This window comes from Dyadobacter fanqingshengii (assembly GCF_023822005.2).
Classification (GTDB): domain Bacteria; phylum Bacteroidota; class Bacteroidia; order Cytophagales; family Spirosomataceae; genus Dyadobacter; species Dyadobacter fanqingshengii.
In genome coordinates, this window is sequence record NZ_CP098806.1 from 3022289 (window position 1) to 3041506 (window position 19218).

Here is a 19218-nt window from a genome sequence, read left to right on the forward strand (position 1 = left end):
TTGTAGTTAATTTTATCCAATAAGCGCAAGTTCGAAATGAGTGAGGTGACATTAGAGAAAGATTCCATTCTACCAATCGGCAATTTTTGTTAAACCGCGACATGATAATTCGGGTCATCAATAATGTTCACCTCAATCACATCCTGCGCATTGGCTAACAATCTCCGGCAATCCGGGCTTAAATGTGTCAGATGTGCTTTTTTACCAGCTCTTTGATATTTTTCAGTGATTTTGTTTAGTGCCTCGATGCCTGACATGTCAGCGACGCGGCTTTCAGAAAAGTCGATGATGACCTTTTCCGGATCTGTTGCGACGTCGAATTTTTCCATAAATGCGGCTACTGAGCCGAAAAACAGCGGACCATAAATTTTGTAATGTTTTACACCATTTTCATCGGTCATTTTTTGCGCGCGGATCCGTTTAGCGCTTTCCCAGGCGAAGACCAATGCTGATATAATGACGCCGACAAGGACCGCCAAAGCGAGATTATGCAGGTAAATCGTAATTGCCGCAACGAGTATCCCGACAAAAACATCCTGTTTCGGCATTTTGTTAATGATCCTGAAACTCACCCATTCAAAAGTCCCGATCGCAACCATGAACATGACGCCGGTCAGCGCGGCCATGGGCACAAGCTCAATGATGGGAGCACCGAAAAGAATAATCATTAAAATGGTCAGCGATGCGATAATGCCTGACAATCTGGCTCTTGCGCCTGCGGAAAGGTTTACGAGCGTTTGGGCGATCATGGGACAGCCGCCCATCCCCGTGAAAAATCCATTCAGAATGTTGGCGCTTCCCTGCGCAATACATTCCCTGTTTCCATCACCCCTGGTTCCGGTTATTTCATCGACCAGATTCAATGTTAAAAGTCCTTCCGTTAAACCGACTGCACCCATTACGAGCGCATAAGGAAAAATAATTTCCAAAGTCGAGAAATTAAAAGGAATGTCAGGAATGTGAAAAGGAGGAAATCCGCCACTCACAGAGGCAATGTCCCGGACGGTTTTGGTTTCGATTCCAAAGCCCAGCACAATGAATGAAACGACAATGATTGCAACCAGTGACGGGGGGATGGCCTTTGTGATTTTGGGAAAACCCAACACGATTACTACCGTTAAAGCCACCAACCCGGCCATAATCATCAGCGGTGAGCCAGTAAGCCACACCTGCTCACCGTTAACAACGGTTTTGAACTGTTCCAGCTGCGACATAAAAATGACAACAGCCAAGCCATTCACAAAACCGTACATCACTGGTTGGGGCACCAGACGCACGAACTTACCAAATTTGAAAACCCCCACAAGAATCTGAAAAATACCCGCCAATGCCACCGCAGCGAACACATATTCAACACCATGTGATTGCATCAGCGCGATTAACACGATCACAGTAGCCCCCGCCCCGCCCGAAATCAGACCGGGCCGCCCGCCGAAAATGGATGTAATAAGCCCCATAATGAACGCCGCGTAAAGGCCAACTAATGGTGAAAAGCCCGCCAGAATAGCAAATGAAAGCGATTCAGGCATCATCGTCATAGCGACGGTGAGGCCGGCGAGGATCTCATTCTTATAATTTATTTTTTGTGTAAAATCGAACAGGTTAATGTAACCTTTCATGGGAATTGCGGGTAATGATGCGAACCGGGCCCAAAGTTGAGGGTAAAGTTCGAAAAATGCACGATGTTGATGCGCTGCCTGCGGAAAAAGTATTTCAAGGCATCCAGCAACAAAAAAGCACTTACAAATGAATGCAAGTGCTTAGTAATCAGTTCGAAAATATCAGATTTCAACCTTTTCTACTTCCGGCGCAAGCGATCTCGGACTGTAAGTTATTTGGTCACCGAAATGAGGCATGTAATGAGCGGCCTTTTTTAAAAACATATAATAGACAAATACGAAGCCAAAATAAAAATACCGCTTCCACATTCTTTTCGGCTCTCTGAAAAATCGCCCCAACCATTCCAAATTCAAATCTATCCACAATTGGCCAGGTCTGGGAATTGTCTCAGCATAAAAATCAAAAGCGGCCCCAATTGAGCAAATTATATTCGTTTCCAGTTTATCTTTTAATAAATGAGAAAGAATCTCTTGCTTTGGAGCTGTTAATCCAATAAATACAACATCCGGGCGAAAAGAGTTTATATTAAATACCATTTCATCCATGTCCTCTTCACTGAATCTTTCTTTGTATGGTGGAGAATAATATGCAGATTCAATCGCAGGATACTCCTTATTAATTCTGTCTTTTATCTTCGATAATGTTTTATCCGAAGAACCCAAATAAAAACATTTTCCACCTTCCTTATTCAGGATATTTAATAAATGTCTATGAATATCCCAGCCAGTCACTTTACTGATTGTCTTTCCTGTTAGAAACGAACAGGCCTTAACGATTCCAACACCATCGGGAAGTAAAACGTCTGATCCTTTGAGAACTTCCTTAAACAATAAATCCTGCTCTCCAATACAATAGGAATATTGATTTATTGTATTAATTGAAATTTTGGAATCTCTATTTAGAATTATAGAGAATGGGCTTGCAGCAAGGGGATACCCAAGGAAGTCAATAGTCGTCTCCATTCTTATTTATTTGAGGGTTTATAGGGCTTGTAGTAATGCAAGAATAAACAATACAATTCACACATTTACTAAATTCAAATTGTTTTTTTTCACTATGTAACTATTTGTAAAATAGCTCATTATTGGCACACAGCATTTACAAATGCAACCGCTATTTTATTTGATCAATAAAAAAAATAGTGACAAATATTGTTCATGAAGACACAAAAATACTTTGACAAGATTGAAACCTACATACATATACGTAAGCGCACGCACAGCATCCATTTTGCTTAATGTTGCTGAGGAAAAACTGGTAGAAGAATATTGATTCTGCCGACAATGTTTAAATTATCGACCTAAAAATGAGGAGCAGGAAAATACGATTTCAACCTATATGAAGGTCAAATAAAAGGGGAGAATAAACTTAATTATCTAAAATTTTGATAATTGATCTTTCTTTCTGATAAATATTTTGAATGAACAATTTTCAAGTGTTGTTGAAGATCCTGCTCATCATTGAATCTATTCGCAATCTTTGTTGCCGGAACCCCTCCATATATTGAATACGGTTCGATATTCTTTGTTACAACTGAACCTGCTGCTATTATACTTCCTTCGCCAATGGTGATACCGCTCATAAGTATGGAGCCGTAACCCACCCAAACATCATTTTCAATCACGGTCATCAGGTGCAATCCCTTCCAGTTATAATTTTTGTCCCTTACTGCACTTGCCTCCCTTATGGTTGAGCCTATCTGCTGGTAATGATGGTCATACTTTCCGATCAATGCTACTCTATTTCCCCAGATAACATTATCTCCTATAACGGCGTCTGATTCAATAATCGAACCCATTCCCATGTAAAAATTCTTTCCAATTTTAATACTGTTCTTTGCCCAGATTTTAATTCCCAAACCGCAATAAAAGCCCGGACCAATTTCATACCGTCTGTAAACAACCGACTTCAACAAAAAAAACCTTAATTTTCTTAATAGCTGTAACATGGTTAATCAAGCGTTTTCGTGATGGTCGTTTGTTTGCAAATTTGGGATCGATACAGGCATTGGCTTGCTTAATGCAGAAAATGAGCTGAATATATTTGTCAGCAATTTAGCAGAAATGACAGAAAAAAGAAGCAAGCATACAATCACCGAAACATTCCCATATTTTATAAACAGATAATTATACACTACAATGAAAGTGCCAATTACGAGATAATGTCCTGCTGTGAAATACCATGTTAGAAGACCTTTTCTGATCAGGAATATGCTTTGAGCCAAATGGAAGAATATCAATGAAATTATTATCGAATAATTTATCGTAGACAGGCTCTGGGAGTATAGAAAACCCAAAACGCAGCATACAAGCTGTATAACCAGGGCAGAGACATTGAATATCAAGTCAGCCTGCTCCGACTTCATTGCAACAATTACATTTGCCTGCAACAAAATAGCCGGGAAAATTAAAATGGATATTACAATTTCCTTCGTTGCCTCAACGGCATTTACATACTCCGCACCAAATGTATAAACGACAATCTCTTTGGAAAACGAGTATATAATAATGTAGCTGAATACTGAATATACGAGGAATAGCATGTTGCATGCGTAATAAAATTCCTTCAAACTATGATATGATTTTTCAAATATGGCTTGGACAAAGTATTTGTAGCAGAGTCCGATAAAAAGACTTGGCACTATCATTAATATGGAATAAACCTTAAATGCAATCTCGAAATCTGCAACATCCTGGACAGTCAGGAACTTTGATGCCAGAATATTTCCCAATCTCCAAAACACTATTGCAATGCCACCTATCAGCGCAAATCTCCACGTTGCAAACACTTCCTTTTTAATCTCTGCTATTGTTACTTTTAATTTCAAAATGTCTGTTAATGTCGTTTGCCCGTCGAGACCAACTTTTATGAAGTACATACTGGTCAGAAGCCTGCTAACCACAAATATCACAGAAACCCATACTATGGATATCGGAATTGCAAGAACTATCAAAATGATCAGTACCCGTAACAATCCGTCCATTGTCAGTATCCGGAATGTTATTTTCTGATTGAGTTCAGCAATGTTAAAGCTCTTGATGGCTCCTATTAAATTATCGAAAATGATATTCGTTCCCAAAATTACAGCGAGCCAGTATATCGTAGTACCCGAATACAATAACAGCGCGGCTGCTATGTTAAGCAAATAAAACAGGCTTCCTAAAATGAGCTGTATTTTGAAATATCGCTTTGTAAACATTGGCTTGTCCGGCTCGTCGGTATATTGCCTGATATACCATTGACCGAGACCCATTGAGGAGAAGGCGACCAGAGACTGATAAATCCCCAATGCAACGAGGTATGTTGCGAATTCTTCCTTTGGGTAGACCCTTGCTAATACAACAAAGAATAGTGTTACAAAAACCGTTTGCAATATGTTACCTGCAAGAGCCCAGAAGCCATTTTTTGCCAATCGGGAATTGGCCAGAACTAGTATTTTATTGATAGGGTTTGACAACTTTCTTTATGGTTAGAGGGATAGGTTATCATAAACAAGCATTGAATTGCAATCATTATCAAAATTCGGTAATCGTATATGGAGTAGACCGTATTAAAAGCAATCAGCCACGTTATGATAGAAGCGATATGCACTAAAACTCCGGAATCAATCTCACCAATTGCATATCTATACACGGAGTTCATTATCGGAAGACCGATCAGTAATAAACAAGTTGCCAAGCCGAACGCACCCAGTTCAACAAGAATTTTCAGGTATCCATTTTCCGGTTGATCAAAATATAGATAAGACCCATCTTCTAACTCGAGGTATTGATGCGGCAGGTGCTTGACTATATAATCTTGGTAATTCCCTAATCCAATCCCCATTAACCTGTGCTTTTCAGTAATGCTGACTGCTTCTGTCCAGAGTGATTTACGGAACTGATAGTCTGCATCCAGATTCTCTGTCCTCTTCAAAATCTTCGGTAAAGAACTAAATCCGGTAAGGCTCAGGCATACGACAACAATAGCGACAACGGCGGTCGCTACCCGGGTTTGAGTACTTTTAAATATTGAATACAATGTCAGTGCGATAATTAGACCACCCAATGCAGACCTGCTCCCTGCGAGCAACGTTGCGATACAGATCAGAATAAATAGCACGAAATATGTAACTTTTGCATGGCGTAAATCGGCCTTCCGAATATCCAGGAACAGAAAGCTTCCAAGCGCAAGAAATTGCCCGCTTGCCTGGGAATCATAAAATATTCCGGGATAACGAAATTGTTCATTAGCCGGATCAACAGTATTTTCTGCTAGTTGACTATAAAGTCTGAAATCCAGACCAAATGCAACCTGAAAAAACAGAAAACACAATGCAAAGACAACAGCACTCCTGACTGCCTTCAATGCATCACTGCGAAAGTTTGGATTTTGCGTACAACATTTAATAAAGAGCCGGGTAAATACAAAGATTGAACTCAGCTTTACAAGTTTGATTATCAAGTCATGCGGGAATTCGGATAGTACGATACTCAAACCGGAGATGACGATAAGGGTTATCACTAGCACTGCAAGCGTGCTGGTAATGGAATATCCCCAGGTAAATATCATTTCCTTCCAAAAGACGAGCGCACATATCACAGCGAAAAAATCATATAATTTAAATCCCCCTAAATAAGAAGGCGTAACCTTCATATCTAAAAATGGAATTAGATATATCAAACAAAGGATCACCGGTTCAAGGCGGAAATTCCGGAAGACCAATATGCCTGTGAAAGTCCCGAATGCAAGAACCGTCAATAGAGGGATAAGTACACCTATCATCTAGTCAATGTTTCGTTACTTAAAATCTTTTTTTCAGATCGCGCCAGCCCTGCCTGCTAAGAAGCTTCCGCTCTGCCACGCCCGAATAGTAATTCCCATAGTCATTGGCCCCTCCATATTTTAAGGAATTAACACCATTCAAAACCAGGTATGTTCGATCCAGTAAGTTCTGATCCAGCTGGTCATGAAACGACGTGAGCGACAAACTGCTGGTAACCCCATTTCTTACAACATAGAGAATTGTATCGGCAGTTTGGCTTAGCATTAAGGTGTCGGAAAATAAGCTTGTCGGTGGCGAGTCGATCAAAATATGATCATAGTGGCTGCGGAGATATTCAATCAATTCCTCAAATTTCCTCCCGTAGAACAATTGTGTTACGCCGGAGGGATCGGGCTGACAGGCAAGTATATCAAGCTTATCATGGATCCCGGACTTCTGAATGACCCGATTAATGCTACTGCCATTGTACAGATAATCATTTAGACCGGAAGAGTTGGCAGGCAAATTGAAGATCGCATTCATGCGGGGACGCCTTAGGTCCAGGTCTATTATAAGGGTTCGGTTGCCTAATTTTGCCAATTCAATTCCCAAGTTCGAGCAAACGAAACTTTTACCTTCTTTTGGACTTCCTGAGGCCACGATGGTAATGTTCCCGTTATTCTTCAATTTTGCAGCCCGATTTAATTTTATGGTGAGGTATCTCAACTGCTCGTTTATTCGTCCCTGATCGGGTGAGATGATGGATTCTTTACCTATATAAGTATCTTCAAGCTCCGCAATAATCGGAACATTTATGAGGTGCGAGAGCTGTTTTGAATTTTGAACAGTATTATTGAATATATCCCTGCCAACAATATAGCCGGTCGGAAAAAGAATGCCGAAAATGATTGATATAGCAAAGACAACCAGCGGGTTGGGACCAATTGGCGAACCTGCATAAGGTTTGTCAATAATAATTCCGGCACTTGGCCCGGATACGGAAGCCAGGGCCAACTCATCCTTTTTCTTTAACAGATGGTTAAACAGCTCTTCCTTTCGCTCTGCCTGTCTCTTGACTTCATTATAACTCCGCTCACTGGTGGGCATTGCCTTTACCGACAATTGAAGTCTTTTCTGTAAAAGGTCCAGGTTCTTTCTTGAATTCAGGAGAACCTGTTTCATACTCCCAAGGTTTCCCCTTATGGCGCTTTGTAAAGAAAGGATCTGGTTTTCGATATCCTGAAACTCTACACTTGTTTTTGGAGTCGTTAAGCCTAGCTTATTTCTTTCAATCTGAAGAAGTGAAAGCTTGCTGATCAGGCCGCTCAGAATTTCATCGTTAAGCCCAAATGATGAAGGTAATTTCTCTACACTTTTATCTGAATTTAAATACTCTTCTATTTTTTCAATGATACTTAAATGAAGATTGACCTCGTTAGCTTTGAGCTCCGTATTTTGTAATGCTTCAAAAGTTGCCTTCGGGTCCAGACCGGCTCCGGTTAGCATATCATGGCTCTTTAAATTGACAGCACTCGTTTGTATTTTCTGCAAATCACCAGAAAGCTCAGCAATACGACCATTCAAAAAGCCCAGTGATGACTTGATCTGCCCGGACCGACTTGCTTCAATATGCGCTGCATACTCTGACGTTAAATGCGTCAAAAACAATTTTGCACGCGAAGGTTGGCTATCCTGGATATACAGATTTACAATGTGGGACGAGGGCTTTGCCGGATTAACTTCAAGTCTCTTGCGGTAATCAAAGGCCACTTTATCAATGCTCTGAATGGTAATTTTAATTCGCTCTTCGCGATTTAGAGGTATTTTGTTGTTGCGTGTAATCTTCCACTGCCCAAAGTCCGTTTTTACGATCTGGTTGTAAGGCAACTTTTCTTCCCTACCATCCGGCAATAGTATCATGTACGAAGAATCGTCACCTGGCGAAACCGTGAACGTAAGTGCTTTCTTTTGCTCTTCCTGGCCAAGGACTTCCATTAATAACGGTGAATCTATTCCAAGGTCCTGGCCAAGAAAAGGCTTGTCCAGTTTGTAGCTCACATTGAGGTTCAAGTCTTGGATTACTTTGCTAACCAGCAGTTGGGAAGTCATAACCGCTATTTCGTCTTCCACGAAGGATTTATCATTGGAACGATCGGGCTCAGTGGATGGGTTGCTTGTTAAAGATAGATCTCTGAGTGGCTCCAAATTAATTGATGCCTGGACCTCATACTTTTGCGGTGTTAAATTCAAATAAATGTACCCGCATCCAACCGTCAGGAGCATCCCGATTATGAAAATCGGCCAATGGTATCGCAACTGGCGTAGTCGCTCACCGAGGGCAATCAATGGCGCTTGAGAGGAGCTTTGAATAACTTGATGGTTATTAAAATTCTGCATAAGCATATTACTTTGAAGAGAGGGGTTGCGGTAAACCTGATAGTGCCTGTATCGCTAGCGAATTATCTGGTCTCCTCCATCTGCAGCACTGAACTTATTTAGGAAGGGGGATAGTGATCCTGTTGTTTTGAAGAAAAAAATCTCAACAGTTTGGAATTTGGTTTTTTGAACAAAAGTCGCCATTCTAATCTACCTTTTTAATAAACTTGCTTATAGAGGAAGGAGTAATTCGCTAAATGTATTAACATAGCACCAGCAAAAATATAAATGTTTTCGTTCATTCATAACATGTTGTAAATGAGTACTATCCATGATAGACAAACTTCAATTTCAAGTTGAATAAATATGACCGCTTGCCACATTTAAGACAAAATATTCCTATTAATTTTACTCCTTTTAGTTTGTTTGATTACTTCAAAATACTGGCATATTCACATTGGATGACTTGCAGGTATATTAAGAATAAATTCTACAAATTTTTCAAATTGTATAGTGTTTGAATGGAAATACCCCCCAGATTTAATAAGCGTTGGATTTTAATGCAGCAAGGGCTATCGGGATTTTGATAAAAGAAAATGATCATTATCTACCGTTAAATAATTTTTTAAATTTTTTATCAAGTGGATGAAATTTGATACTTCCTTAGATATAGTGAGTTAAACCCCCATATTTAGTTAGAATTGGCATGAATAAATTTCAAATGATCCTGCTTGTAATGGCGGCGTTTTTAATGTCACATGGCATTTTTGCCTCGACTTACTATGTCTCGGATTCCGGTGGAAATGATCAGCATTCCTCAGCAAACGCCAAATCTTCCACAACACCTTGGAAATCGTTAAAATTTATCAATGAGGCCGGCTTCCTGGTTAAAGGAGATTCGGTTTTATTTAAAAAAGGAGATCGGTGGATGGGAGCATCTTTGAAGACTACGGCCAACGGGGTCTACTTTGGAAGCTATGGCATGGGCCGGCTTCCTGAAATCGTCAGCCTTGCGAGTCCCGCACTGGACATTCAACCGGGAGCAGATAAAGAGATCATAGTATCTGGTCTTTCATTTTCCCGTCGTGATAACAAGGGCATTGTTGCACAACTGGGTCAAGCCTGGGACGACTCCCATAAAGGCATGCAATTCGGAATTATTGAAAATAATGTGTTTTCCGGGACGGTTGTTGTGCAAGGCGCAAACAATGTGTTTCGAAAGAATATGGTGGATGGATCAGCGAATGATGGAAATGGCAATGGCATCTGGGAACATCACCGATTTTGTCACAATAACAGATACCAGGAAAATACGGTTTCAAATTTCAGTGTAAGAGGAATCTGGACCATGATTGATACGCATGATTCGATCTTTGAGGGGAATGATGTTTCCAACTGCCAATATGCGGGGATTGATCTCGACGGGGCTCACTATATTGTTTACAATCACACGGTCAGAAATAACACCATTCATAACATTAAGAACGATGCGATCGAACTGGAAAATGCTTTCAACGCTGTGGTGACAGGTAACTATTTATATGACGGAGGTCGCAGCTATATATACATTATAAACTATCCGCAATGTAAAATACTGAATGGAGTTGGCGCCAAGGTTGGTACCGGGGCTATTTTGAATACCCGGATTACCAGAAATGTAATGATAGGCGGTGGGAAAGACAATTCGAGTGTTGCCATTGGAGTTCATAAGGCAGGTGGGATACTCATTGCAAATAATTCGATCTACAACTTTCGGAGTCGCTTTATTGATCTGGATTATAAGGTAAAATCGGAAGTAACAAAAATAAGGCTCGTAAATAATGCGTTCAGCACGATCGCGGAGCCATCGTGGTACGGAATGATCAATTTCACCACCGATGATATCAATGTCCTGGAGCAAGATGACTATAACTGCTTTTATAACGAGGGAAGACAGGACATTTATTCCAATCGCAAAACTCACAAACTGTATGGGTTGAGGGAATATCAGACATTGAGTGGGCAGGCAAAACATTCCATATCACAAAATCCCGGCTTTGATCCCGCCAGGAAATTACAATTAAATGCAAATTCACCGTGCATAAATTCCGGACTCAATCTGGGAGATTCTTTTATTGGAATTCGGACAGATATAGGTGCCAGTGAGTTTGGTATTAAAACCAGTAGCCGATCGTTAGGCCAAACAACTAACCCATCAGCAACTGAGGATGAAAATTTACTAAACTCCGAGAATGAACATGCATCCTTCATTTATCCTAATCCCGCCTTCACCTACCTAAGACTCTCTAACACCGCAAAACGCGGGATCGCATCCATACAGATCTTCGACTCGAACGGAACGTTATACCAAAAGGCTACTTACGCGAGAAATAACTACATTGATATAACCCAAATACCCCCCGGGCACTATTTAGTTGAGCTCAGATACGAGAACGGCGCTGTCACGAGCAAGCGGTTTGAAAAGCTTTGAAACAGCTCATATATGTCAGGCTTCCCGGCGTAAGCCTTTATAATAAAGTTCTGATACGAAGGTTTGTGGGCCATAACTTAAAAAGGCTGCCCCTTTCAAGGCAGCCTCGCTTTTATTGATCTTTTCACTATGCTTTGGAAACATCCCGCAAAGCTTTGATCCGGTCATGTGCAGCATTAATTCCCTGGGCCTGATTTCTGACCACCAGCTGCTCGTCCAGCATGAGTTCATCGCCGACCAAAGCATCTTGATAAGCCTTTTTGATTGCATCCTCACCACGTTCTGCCTCGGATAAAATGCTCGCACGGTCACTGCCGCCAAACAATGATTTTACATCAATCCACGCCCGGTGCAAGGTGCCGCTCACGCTTTTCTCAGTTTCCAGATGTGGTGCGGAACCTGCTATTGCAGATAGCTCCTGCACATTCTTACGGCTTTGCTGAGCATAATCCTCAAAGATTGCCTTCAAGTCGATATTCTCATCGTTGATATCTTCAATTGCCTTTTCAAATCCAGCTACGCGGTCATTGTTAATTTCGATCAGATCTTCAATTAAACCCGTTGTTTTTCCAATAGTTGCCATCCTGATTCTAGATTGTTTGGATCAAATCTGTATGAATATCGTGCCATACAAAAGGCGGGCCTTCTCTTGTTATTGTGTCCTCAAATACCTCACCGGGTTGGCGACGGCGGCTTTCAGTGCGTGCCCGAGTATGGTTGCGGTAGTAATAACAGCCATTAATGCAATGGTTGCGAGTAATAACCAGCCATTTACCTGAATCCGATGCGCATACTGTTGCAGCCAGCCAGAGGTCAGCCACCAGCCGAGTGGCGCGGCGAATAAAAAACCGATCGCCATCAGTTTGCTGAACTCCTTTCCAAAAATCCAGAGCATTTGTGCCGTACGTGCTCCAAGTATCCGACGGATTCCAATCTCTTTTGCACGGGTTTCAGCCATAAAAGTTACCAAACCGTACAAGCCAAGACAGTTCATTGCAATGGCAATACAGGCAAAGATCTGCACGAACCCTGCTAATAAATTCTCCATATCACTAAATGACTTCATGAGTCCGTCGATCGACGAAGACTTATATAGCTGGTCAGGCATAACCTGTTCCCAAACGCTCTGCAAGGCACTTTCAGGCAAATTTTGCTGGGCCGAGGTGAAGGTAAGTACCGCCATCGAGGTGTGTTTGAGATCGTGGATTAAGGTAACCGGAACTACCGGAGAATGTAAGTCGCCGCTTCGGAAATCTTTCACTACCCCTACAATGGTACGGTCCGCATGTTTGATCCGCATCCGCTTGCCAACCACCTGGGCTGGTGAAGAAAGACCCAGTCTTTTTACCAGGATTTCATTCACCAGAACCTGTTGCCCGGTCGTGTCCGTCGCATCAAAATTGCGACCTGCGACAAGTGTCAGCCTAAAAACTTCAAGATATTTTTCATCAACAGCCCTAACCCGTGTTTCGAATGGCTCCGGTTCGCTTGCCGTGTGATAACTAAAAGATGCGGGACGATTGTACGGTGATGCGGGTGGATCGCTTGCGAAGGTAATAGACTCAAGTCCCGGTATACCTTGCCACCCATTCTTCAGCCTTTCATACTGGGCTGGCGCCTGCTGGGGAAGCCATACAGCATGCATCCCTTCGTGGCGGAATCCCCAGTCTAATTTTTGCATATGGCGCAGCTGTGCGGTGATCACCAGAACGACGATCAGAAATAGTTGGGTGAGCAGGAATTGACCTGTAATAAGTGTCCTGCGAATATTCAGCCCACCGGCACCGCGACCCAATCGGCCAGCGAGTGCTTTGGCGGGATTGAAACCAGAGAGCACCATCGCCGGATAAAACCCGGAAAGCACCGTAACGCATATCAACAGCGGTAAAAACCAGAGCAATGCGCCAGGTTCCACCAGGTCCAAAATTCCAATTGACGGTTTGAGCGTCTCGTCTTGATCATTGAGAGTCTGGTTTACAAGAGGCATTGCAAGCTGCGTCAAGACTAACGCCACTACCACCGAAAGCAAGGTAAGCAGTCCGGTTTCAATCATAAATTGTTTCAGAAGCTGAAAGCGGTTACTGCCAACGACCTTCCGGACGCCTACTTCCCGTGAACGTTGCAAAGCTTGTGCAGTGGCCAGATTGATATAATTAATACAGGAAGCGCCTACCAGCAAGAGACCAACCGCTATCAAAGAATACAACACTATTCTGGGTGCCATTCCGCTGCGCTGGTGGTTCAACTCTGCCAGGGGAAGAACATGGTAAGAAAAGTGGCTTAATTCGGCTTTGGGCAAATGTTTCTTTTTGACGGCCCACAACGCGCCAAGCAACTGATCTGCCTTAGAGCCGTCGCGCAGGAGCACAAAACACATGCTCTGCAGGCCTAGCCAATCCTGCATACCAGCCTGCGATTCGAGCCCTGGAATTGTAGCATAGGAAATGAGCGCGTCATAGCGCATTTGCGTGTTTGTCGGCGGATTTTTGATAATACCCGTTACCGTGAGATCTACACGGTTGTCAAACCGAAGCGTTTTCCCGACCGCTGCGGTTGTATTAAAGTATTTCTCGGCGTATCGCTCGCTGAGCACGATGGTATTAGGAGATGATAGCGAAGTTTTAGGGTTTCCATTCACCCATTCTACGCCGAAGAGATCAAAGTACTGGGGCTCGGTAAAGCACATATTTCGCGCCTCGTTAAATTTTTTCGCCCATCCCCCTTTGCCGTTAGGGATGCTGATCATCCGGCCAAAGATGGTTTCCATTCGCACAGCACTTTCTACAAACGGGTAAGTCCGGCGCAAAACATCTGCCAGTGGCCGGGGCGCGGCATCAGTTTGCATCGTCGATTCACGATGGACGTCTGTTACTACCCAATACGAACGATCCATATGCGGATGATACCGGTCGAATGTCATCATATAATTGACGACCAGAAAAATCACCAGGCCGCTAGCGAGCCCAATGCTCAGGTTTGCGACGCGGATTGCGTTTACCTGTTTTTCACGCCAAATGCGGCGCCATGCAAATGAAAGGAAATGTGCGAGCATAAGAGTTGTGTTTTATCCTATGCTAAAATAAATTTAATATATAATTATACTGTATATAAAGCTATTATATTTTTCATATTGGCGCTAACAATTTGTTACCTATGCCTGTACCCGAACAAAAGGAAATTGGGAACCGATTTCATAAAATATTTATCAAATAGTGCAACGCTACTGTAAAGTTTATTTGTCTGTATTGAAGGCAAAGAAGCCTATTGCTAAACTAACCATTCCATGAAGAAACTGTTATTCTCTGCATTGATTTTGTCAGCTGCGTTTTTCGCCGGTTCCTGCACCGACAAAACGGTCGAAAAAGCGGAAGTTGCCGCCGAAGACTTCGACAAAGAAAAGTTTTATAGTCAACTGGGTACGGTACCTTTTTATATATCGAAAGCTTACCGGGTTGTCGGACAAGACACCATCAACGTTCTTGCTGATTCACTTATGGTTTTATACCGTGATGCTGTTTATGTGACATTTTCGGCAAGCAGCGGGTCAAGTGATATAGGTTATGTAAAGTTTTATGGCGGTTCTGCCTGGACCAATTCGCCATTTGCGCCTCCTGCACGTGCTTTTGGCACAAATATGAAGTTTTCAAGGCCCACCAGCATGACATTCAACTGGGACGACACCAAGAAAACGGTTGTAATCACTTCTTCGGGATCGGATGAAGCATTCCGCCTCGTGCCTCCGGGAAAAAGTGCTTACCTGGACACCAGTCGTTTTTATTACAATTATGACTTCGAGGCCGCCAAAGCAGGAGCTGACCAGAGCATGACCTGGATTTATGATGACTACACCATTGTAATGAAACCGATGTACATCTTTTACAAAAATCCGGACAGCGCATCCTGGGACAGAGGCATTGTGGTATTTTAAGCAACGCTTCCCCCACTTACAAACTATTTGTAAGTGGCTGTTAATCAATGTGGAGACTCACATGCAAGAATCTTATTAATCCAAAATGCCGTTTCAGCTTACTATGTAAGTTTCCCAGGAAATGCGGATAGGTGCCCCATTGGAAGTATGGCGATTCAATCATGAAAACGGTTAACCTATCAACCACTCTTTCGACCTGCATTGTTAAACGTCAAAAATGCCTGCCTGCCAAATCATCTGTTGCAAGAAAGACAGTCGAATCTGTAAATACTCGTGGTAGTTGTGCAGCAGCCACGAACATTTCCTGAGATTGCTGAAATCAGAATAACGAAAATAAATCTCTTGACCTTGTTGGACAATCCATAAGCAGATCTGCTGGAAAGGGTTTCAAATAATGCCGCATACTATCGCAGGATATCTTGCGGTCTGCGACCATTTTCAATTCTTGAGGTGAAGCATAATAAAAGCGAGACCAGCCACTTGCCGGATCGCCAGTGATTAGTAGAGCCTGGTATTGCTTATTGTAGTTTGCATACCACCTGGTGCTAATTTCTGTATAAGCTGCGGCTTCATAATAATTTCGATTCAAAAAATTCTCTTCGACAAGCTCGTTCAGCTTTCTAATTGCAATAGTGTCTCCCCCGTCATGCTCCGGTGTCTGGACATAGAAGACTCTTGCCGAGTTGCTTTTGGTGATTTTCGAAATAATGAAAGGAAAGGCAAGTAGGCAACACATAATTGCACTTGTAATTAATTTTGCTTTTATCTGCTTCGGAGATTTTGGCATAATCCTCTTTACGTGATTTAGACAGAAGATGTGTTTCCTTAAGATTGACGATCGGGAGAAATGTTCGATCTATGTTCGACCTGAAAAAAAACCACTTACAGTTGCGTGTAAGTGGTTGATCATAATGTGGAGAATAACGGATTCGAACCGTCGACCTCTTGCATGCCATGCAAGCGCTCTAGCCAACTGAGCTAATCCCCCATTTCAATGTTTGTAGTCCCCTCCTTTGAAGGGAGTGCAAAGATGAAACGGAGAATCCTTATAAGCAAGCATGTCGCTAATTTTATCTTAATTACCTTCGCCCGCCTCCAAATGCTCTGGATAATGCCCAGATCACGATCGCAATGACCGCAACCACCAATATGACGCCAGTCCAAACGCCACCTTTAAAAATGCCGCCTACGACTTCACAGCTTGTAAGTGTTACAGTTAATAGCAAAACGACGAGGAAGTTGATGTATGCTTTCATGTGCAGGTAAAATTTAAGTTGAAACTTTAATGCTTTACCTAAATAATCGTTCCACTTCCGGAAATCGCATTTATCTCAACATAAAATCCATTGGAATAAGGCTCTGACGGTCATTGAAGAGCAATTTTTCAAACAATTGAACCGTAGCAGCTGCGTCTCCGTGCGCCCTGTGGCGGTTTTCAATACAAATTTCCAGGCTCTCGCAGAGGTTGCCTAAACTGTAAGATTTCAGCCCAGGGAAAATTTTTCTGCTTAGCTGAACGGTGCACAGTAAATCCCGCTGAAAATATTCATCCATGGCACCAAATTCTCTTTTAATGAAGCCATAATCAAACTTTGCATTGTGGGCCACAAACCAGGCGTCCTTGGTCAATCCGCGAACGGAGTCCTGTACGTCATAAAATGTGGGAGAATCCTTCACCATAGCATTGTCTATGCCCGTGAGGCGGGTGATGAAGGGCGGAATGTATATTTCAGGATTGATAAGGGAATGAAAGATGTCGACGATCTGCTGGCCATCATGCCGGAACACGGCTATTTCGGTAATGCGCGCTCCCCCTCCCCCGCCTGTTGTTTCAATATCTACTATCGCGTACATTAACCTACTGCTCTCTCTTTTTTATTTGTATACAAAAAAACAAAAAAATCCCCGGCAAAGCGAGGATTTTTTCAATAATAGGGAGGCATTTACACAATGCCATAAGCAATCCTTAATTAAGCTGGAAAACGATCGGCAACGTGAAGCGAACTTTTACAGGCACTCCGGCTTGTTTGCCAGGAATCCAGTTTTTCATCAGCTTTATCACGCGTACTGCCTCTTCGTCACAGCCAAAACCGATTCCTTTGATTGCAGTTACATTTTCAATTCTTCCATCAGATGCCACAGTGAATTCAACAAATACCTTTCCCTGAACCTCAGCTTGCGCCGCACGGGAAGGGTATCTCAGGTTTTTTTGCAGGAAAGCACCCATTTCCGCTAAGCCACCTTTATATTGGGGCGCTTGTTCAACGCTTCTGAATATTTCTTCTTTCCTAGGCTCCAATCCGGCCGTGGCTGGCTTCGATGAGGCAGCTTCCGGAGCAGGTGGAATAATAATGGTAATTTCTTCCATGCCGTCCAGTGTTTTTTCCGCAGGCTGGGAATTTTCGAGCTCTTCAATGGCTGGCGGTAAATTCTCAACGGTTACCTGCTCATCCGGCAGCACAACAGGTGGCAACGAACGGACCGTTTTAGGCGCCGGCGCAACTTCCTCCTCTACTGGTGGCTTTGGAAGCATTTCCGGTGTAATGTTTAACGGGTTTGCTTCAACAATGTAGGCAATGTCTTCCGGCTTGGACTCGGGCACTAAACGCGCATAGAGATTGGGAAACATGACCAAAAGCAGAAAAAGCGTCACACCCATTAACACCGAGCGCTGAATGGTTTGCCCGTAACTTCTGCGCAGGTCATATGCTCCGTACAATTTGTTACGACCTTCGAAAACAATGTCATTCAATGATTTTTTCATGGCTAACAGATTTTTGTGATCGACACTCAGGTTAAGGAGGGATTGCGGATCAGCAGTTTCCATGATATTATCATAGATCTGATCAAACTGTTTCCCATCCCAAAGACGCTCTTCTGCTTCACAAGCCAGGTGATCCAGGATTTCCGGTAGTAACTCCGGATCCAGTTTGCTTGATTGCAAGTACTTGTTAATCAAATCGAGGCGATTTTCCTGAAGGCGTTTCATCGGATTATCTGTTTTAGATATGAGCCATGTAACAAGGTTTTACTCGGTTGCCAAACTCTTTGGAGCAAGTAATAATCTCACTGCATCTATAAAACGTTCAAGGTCATTGGTTTTATTACGGGCCGCCTCATTTCCAGGGGTTGTCAGTGAATAATATTTTCTCAAACGTCCATCCACCTCAACCGACTCGGTTATCAGCATTCCTTCTTGTTCCAATTTATGTAAAACAGGGTATAATGCACCAAATGTCAATGCGATAGCGCCGCCTGTTCTGTCTTTTACCTCCTGGGTTATCTCATATCCGTACATCCGGTCATGTTCTGCCAATAAGTTTAATACTATGGTTTTCAATGTACCGCGTACGTATTCGTTGCTCGTTGCGTTGTTCTCCATGGGTGAATTTGTTTCTGACCAAATATATATAAGTTTTTTATATATACAATACAAAATTATCGGATTTATTTTTTCTTACAAATGTTTATTCCAAAAATTTAACTTTCTGCCAGAGGGATGGAGCGATTGATCCTTTCTTCGAGTGAAATAAACGTTTCCGTTCTCTGGATGCCATTTACCTTCTGGATCTTATCATGCAGGATCTCGCGCAAATGCCCCGTATCGCGGCACACTATCTTCAAAAATATACTGTAAATGCCGGTTGTATAATGGATATTCACAACCTCGGGAATGCCTTCCAGCTCTGTTGCAACTTGTTCGTATAGCGAACTCTTATCCAGGTAAATTCCTAAAAAAGCGCTGATGTCCCAACCTAGTTTGGCAGGGTCAATCACGAGTTGCGAGCCTTTCACAATGCCCATCTGTTCCAGCTTTTTCATGCGAACGTGTACGGTACCGCCGGACACAAATACTCTTTTCCCGATTTCCGTGTAAGGCAATGCCGCATTCTCGATTAACAGAGAAAGTATGCGTAAATCGGTGCTGTCTATATCTGAATATTTCTGCATTTAACCCTGAATGTTTGAATTTTTCACAATGATCTTATCTAAATTATGGAACAATTGTAAATTTTAACAATTTTAAATGAAAATATTTTATATTTATGTTTAGAATTTTTAGTTTTGCAAAACCAAAGT

General features: G+C 42.4%; 16 protein-coding genes and 1 tRNA gene. 2 read left to right on the forward strand and 15 right to left on the reverse strand.

All coding sequences use genetic code 11. The annotated features are described in order from the left end of the window. Positions 1 to 89: 89 nt before the first annotated feature. The 6 genes from NFI81_RS12610 to NFI81_RS12635 all read right to left on the reverse strand — a co-directional run bounded on the left by NFI81_RS12610 (position 90) and on the right by NFI81_RS12635 (position 8767). The gene (locus NFI81_RS12610) at positions 90 to 1619 is read right to left on the reverse strand and encodes a SulP family inorganic anion transporter (RefSeq protein WP_234612083.1); all 1530 of its coding nucleotides are present in this window, start codon (positions 1617 to 1619) and stop codon (positions 90 to 92) included. A 162-nt stretch (positions 1620 to 1781) separates the two neighbouring features. Next, positions 1782 to 2582, reverse strand: coding sequence for a WecB/TagA/CpsF family glycosyltransferase (locus tag NFI81_RS12615; RefSeq protein WP_234612082.1), 801 nt, complete (start codon positions 2580 to 2582; stop codon positions 1782 to 1784). A gap of 410 nt (positions 2583 to 2992) precedes the next feature. Further along, the gene (locus NFI81_RS12620; RefSeq protein WP_234612081.1) at positions 2993 to 3568 is read right to left on the reverse strand and encodes an acyltransferase; all 576 of its coding nucleotides are present in this window, start codon (positions 3566 to 3568) and stop codon (positions 2993 to 2995) included. A 6-nt stretch (positions 3569 to 3574) separates the two neighbouring features. Beyond that, positions 3575 to 4699, reverse strand: coding sequence for a lipopolysaccharide biosynthesis protein (locus NFI81_RS12625; RefSeq protein ID WP_254410614.1), 1125 nt, complete (start codon positions 4697 to 4699; stop codon positions 3575 to 3577). A 350-nt stretch (positions 4700 to 5049) separates the two neighbouring features. Next, a complete protein-coding gene (locus tag NFI81_RS12630) occupies positions 5050 to 6255 on the reverse strand; it encodes an O-antigen ligase family protein (RefSeq protein ID WP_254410615.1) in 1206 nt (401 codons plus the stop codon). A 148-nt stretch (positions 6256 to 6403) separates the two neighbouring features. Next, on the reverse strand, positions 6404 to 8767 hold the full coding sequence (locus tag NFI81_RS12635) for a GumC family protein (protein WP_310590126.1): 2364 nt from the start codon (positions 8765 to 8767) through the stop codon (positions 6404 to 6406). Between the two features lie 679 nt (positions 8768 to 9446). On the opposite strand from NFI81_RS12635, the gene NFI81_RS12640 reads away from it, so the two are divergent. After that, positions 9447 to 11210 carry a T9SS type A sorting domain-containing protein gene (locus NFI81_RS12640; RefSeq protein ID WP_234612078.1) on the forward strand — a complete coding sequence of 588 codons (1764 nt, stop codon included), beginning with the start codon at positions 9447 to 9449 and terminating at the stop codon, positions 11208 to 11210. Between the two features lie 127 nt (positions 11211 to 11337). On the opposite strand, the gene NFI81_RS12645 is transcribed toward NFI81_RS12640, so the two are convergent. After that, complete coding sequence (locus tag NFI81_RS12645) at positions 11338 to 11793, reverse strand: ferritin-like domain-containing protein (protein ID WP_234612077.1); 456 nt, start codon at positions 11791 to 11793, stop codon at positions 11338 to 11340. A gap of 69 nt (positions 11794 to 11862) precedes the next feature. After that, positions 11863 to 14262: an ABC transporter permease gene (locus NFI81_RS12650; protein ID WP_234612076.1), complete on the reverse strand. Its 2400-nt coding sequence runs from the start codon at positions 14260 to 14262 to the stop codon at positions 11863 to 11865. 231 nt (positions 14263 to 14493) lie between these two features. Here NFI81_RS12650 and NFI81_RS12655 point away from each other — a divergent pair, with 231 nt between their 5' ends. Further along, a complete protein-coding gene (locus NFI81_RS12655) occupies positions 14494 to 15138 on the forward strand; it encodes a hypothetical protein (protein WP_234612075.1) in 645 nt (214 codons plus the stop codon). Between the two features lie 319 nt (positions 15139 to 15457). On the opposite strand, the gene NFI81_RS12660 is transcribed toward NFI81_RS12655, so the two are convergent. From NFI81_RS12660 to NFI81_RS12690, 7 genes are all read right to left on the reverse strand, one after another. Further along, positions 15458 to 15925, reverse strand: coding sequence for a hypothetical protein (locus NFI81_RS12660; RefSeq protein ID WP_234612074.1), 468 nt, complete (start codon positions 15923 to 15925; stop codon positions 15458 to 15460). 127 nt (positions 15926 to 16052) lie between these two features. Next, positions 16053 to 16126: transfer RNA gene (locus NFI81_RS12665), tRNA-Ala, on the reverse strand. Positions 16127 to 16217: 91 nt separating this feature from the next. Continuing rightward, complete coding sequence (locus tag NFI81_RS12670) at positions 16218 to 16394, reverse strand: hypothetical protein (protein ID WP_170916576.1); 177 nt, start codon at positions 16392 to 16394, stop codon at positions 16218 to 16220. 70 nt (positions 16395 to 16464) lie between these two features. Further along, positions 16465 to 16992, reverse strand: a complete 528-nt coding sequence (locus NFI81_RS12675; RefSeq protein ID WP_234612073.1) for a 3'-5' exonuclease — start codon at positions 16990 to 16992, stop codon at positions 16465 to 16467. 112 nt (positions 16993 to 17104) lie between these two features. Continuing rightward, on the reverse strand, positions 17105 to 18127 hold the full coding sequence (locus NFI81_RS12680; protein ID WP_234612072.1) for an energy transducer TonB: 1023 nt from the start codon (positions 18125 to 18127) through the stop codon (positions 17105 to 17107). A 39-nt stretch (positions 18128 to 18166) separates the two neighbouring features. Next, positions 18167 to 18520, reverse strand: coding sequence for a PadR family transcriptional regulator (locus tag NFI81_RS12685; protein ID WP_082213318.1), 354 nt, complete (start codon positions 18518 to 18520; stop codon positions 18167 to 18169). A 98-nt stretch (positions 18521 to 18618) separates the two neighbouring features. Further along, positions 18619 to 19089 carry an Lrp/AsnC ligand binding domain-containing protein gene (locus tag NFI81_RS12690; protein ID WP_026630987.1) on the reverse strand — a complete coding sequence of 157 codons (471 nt, stop codon included), beginning with the start codon at positions 19087 to 19089 and terminating at the stop codon, positions 18619 to 18621. Between the last annotated feature and the right edge of the window lie 129 nt (positions 19090 to 19218).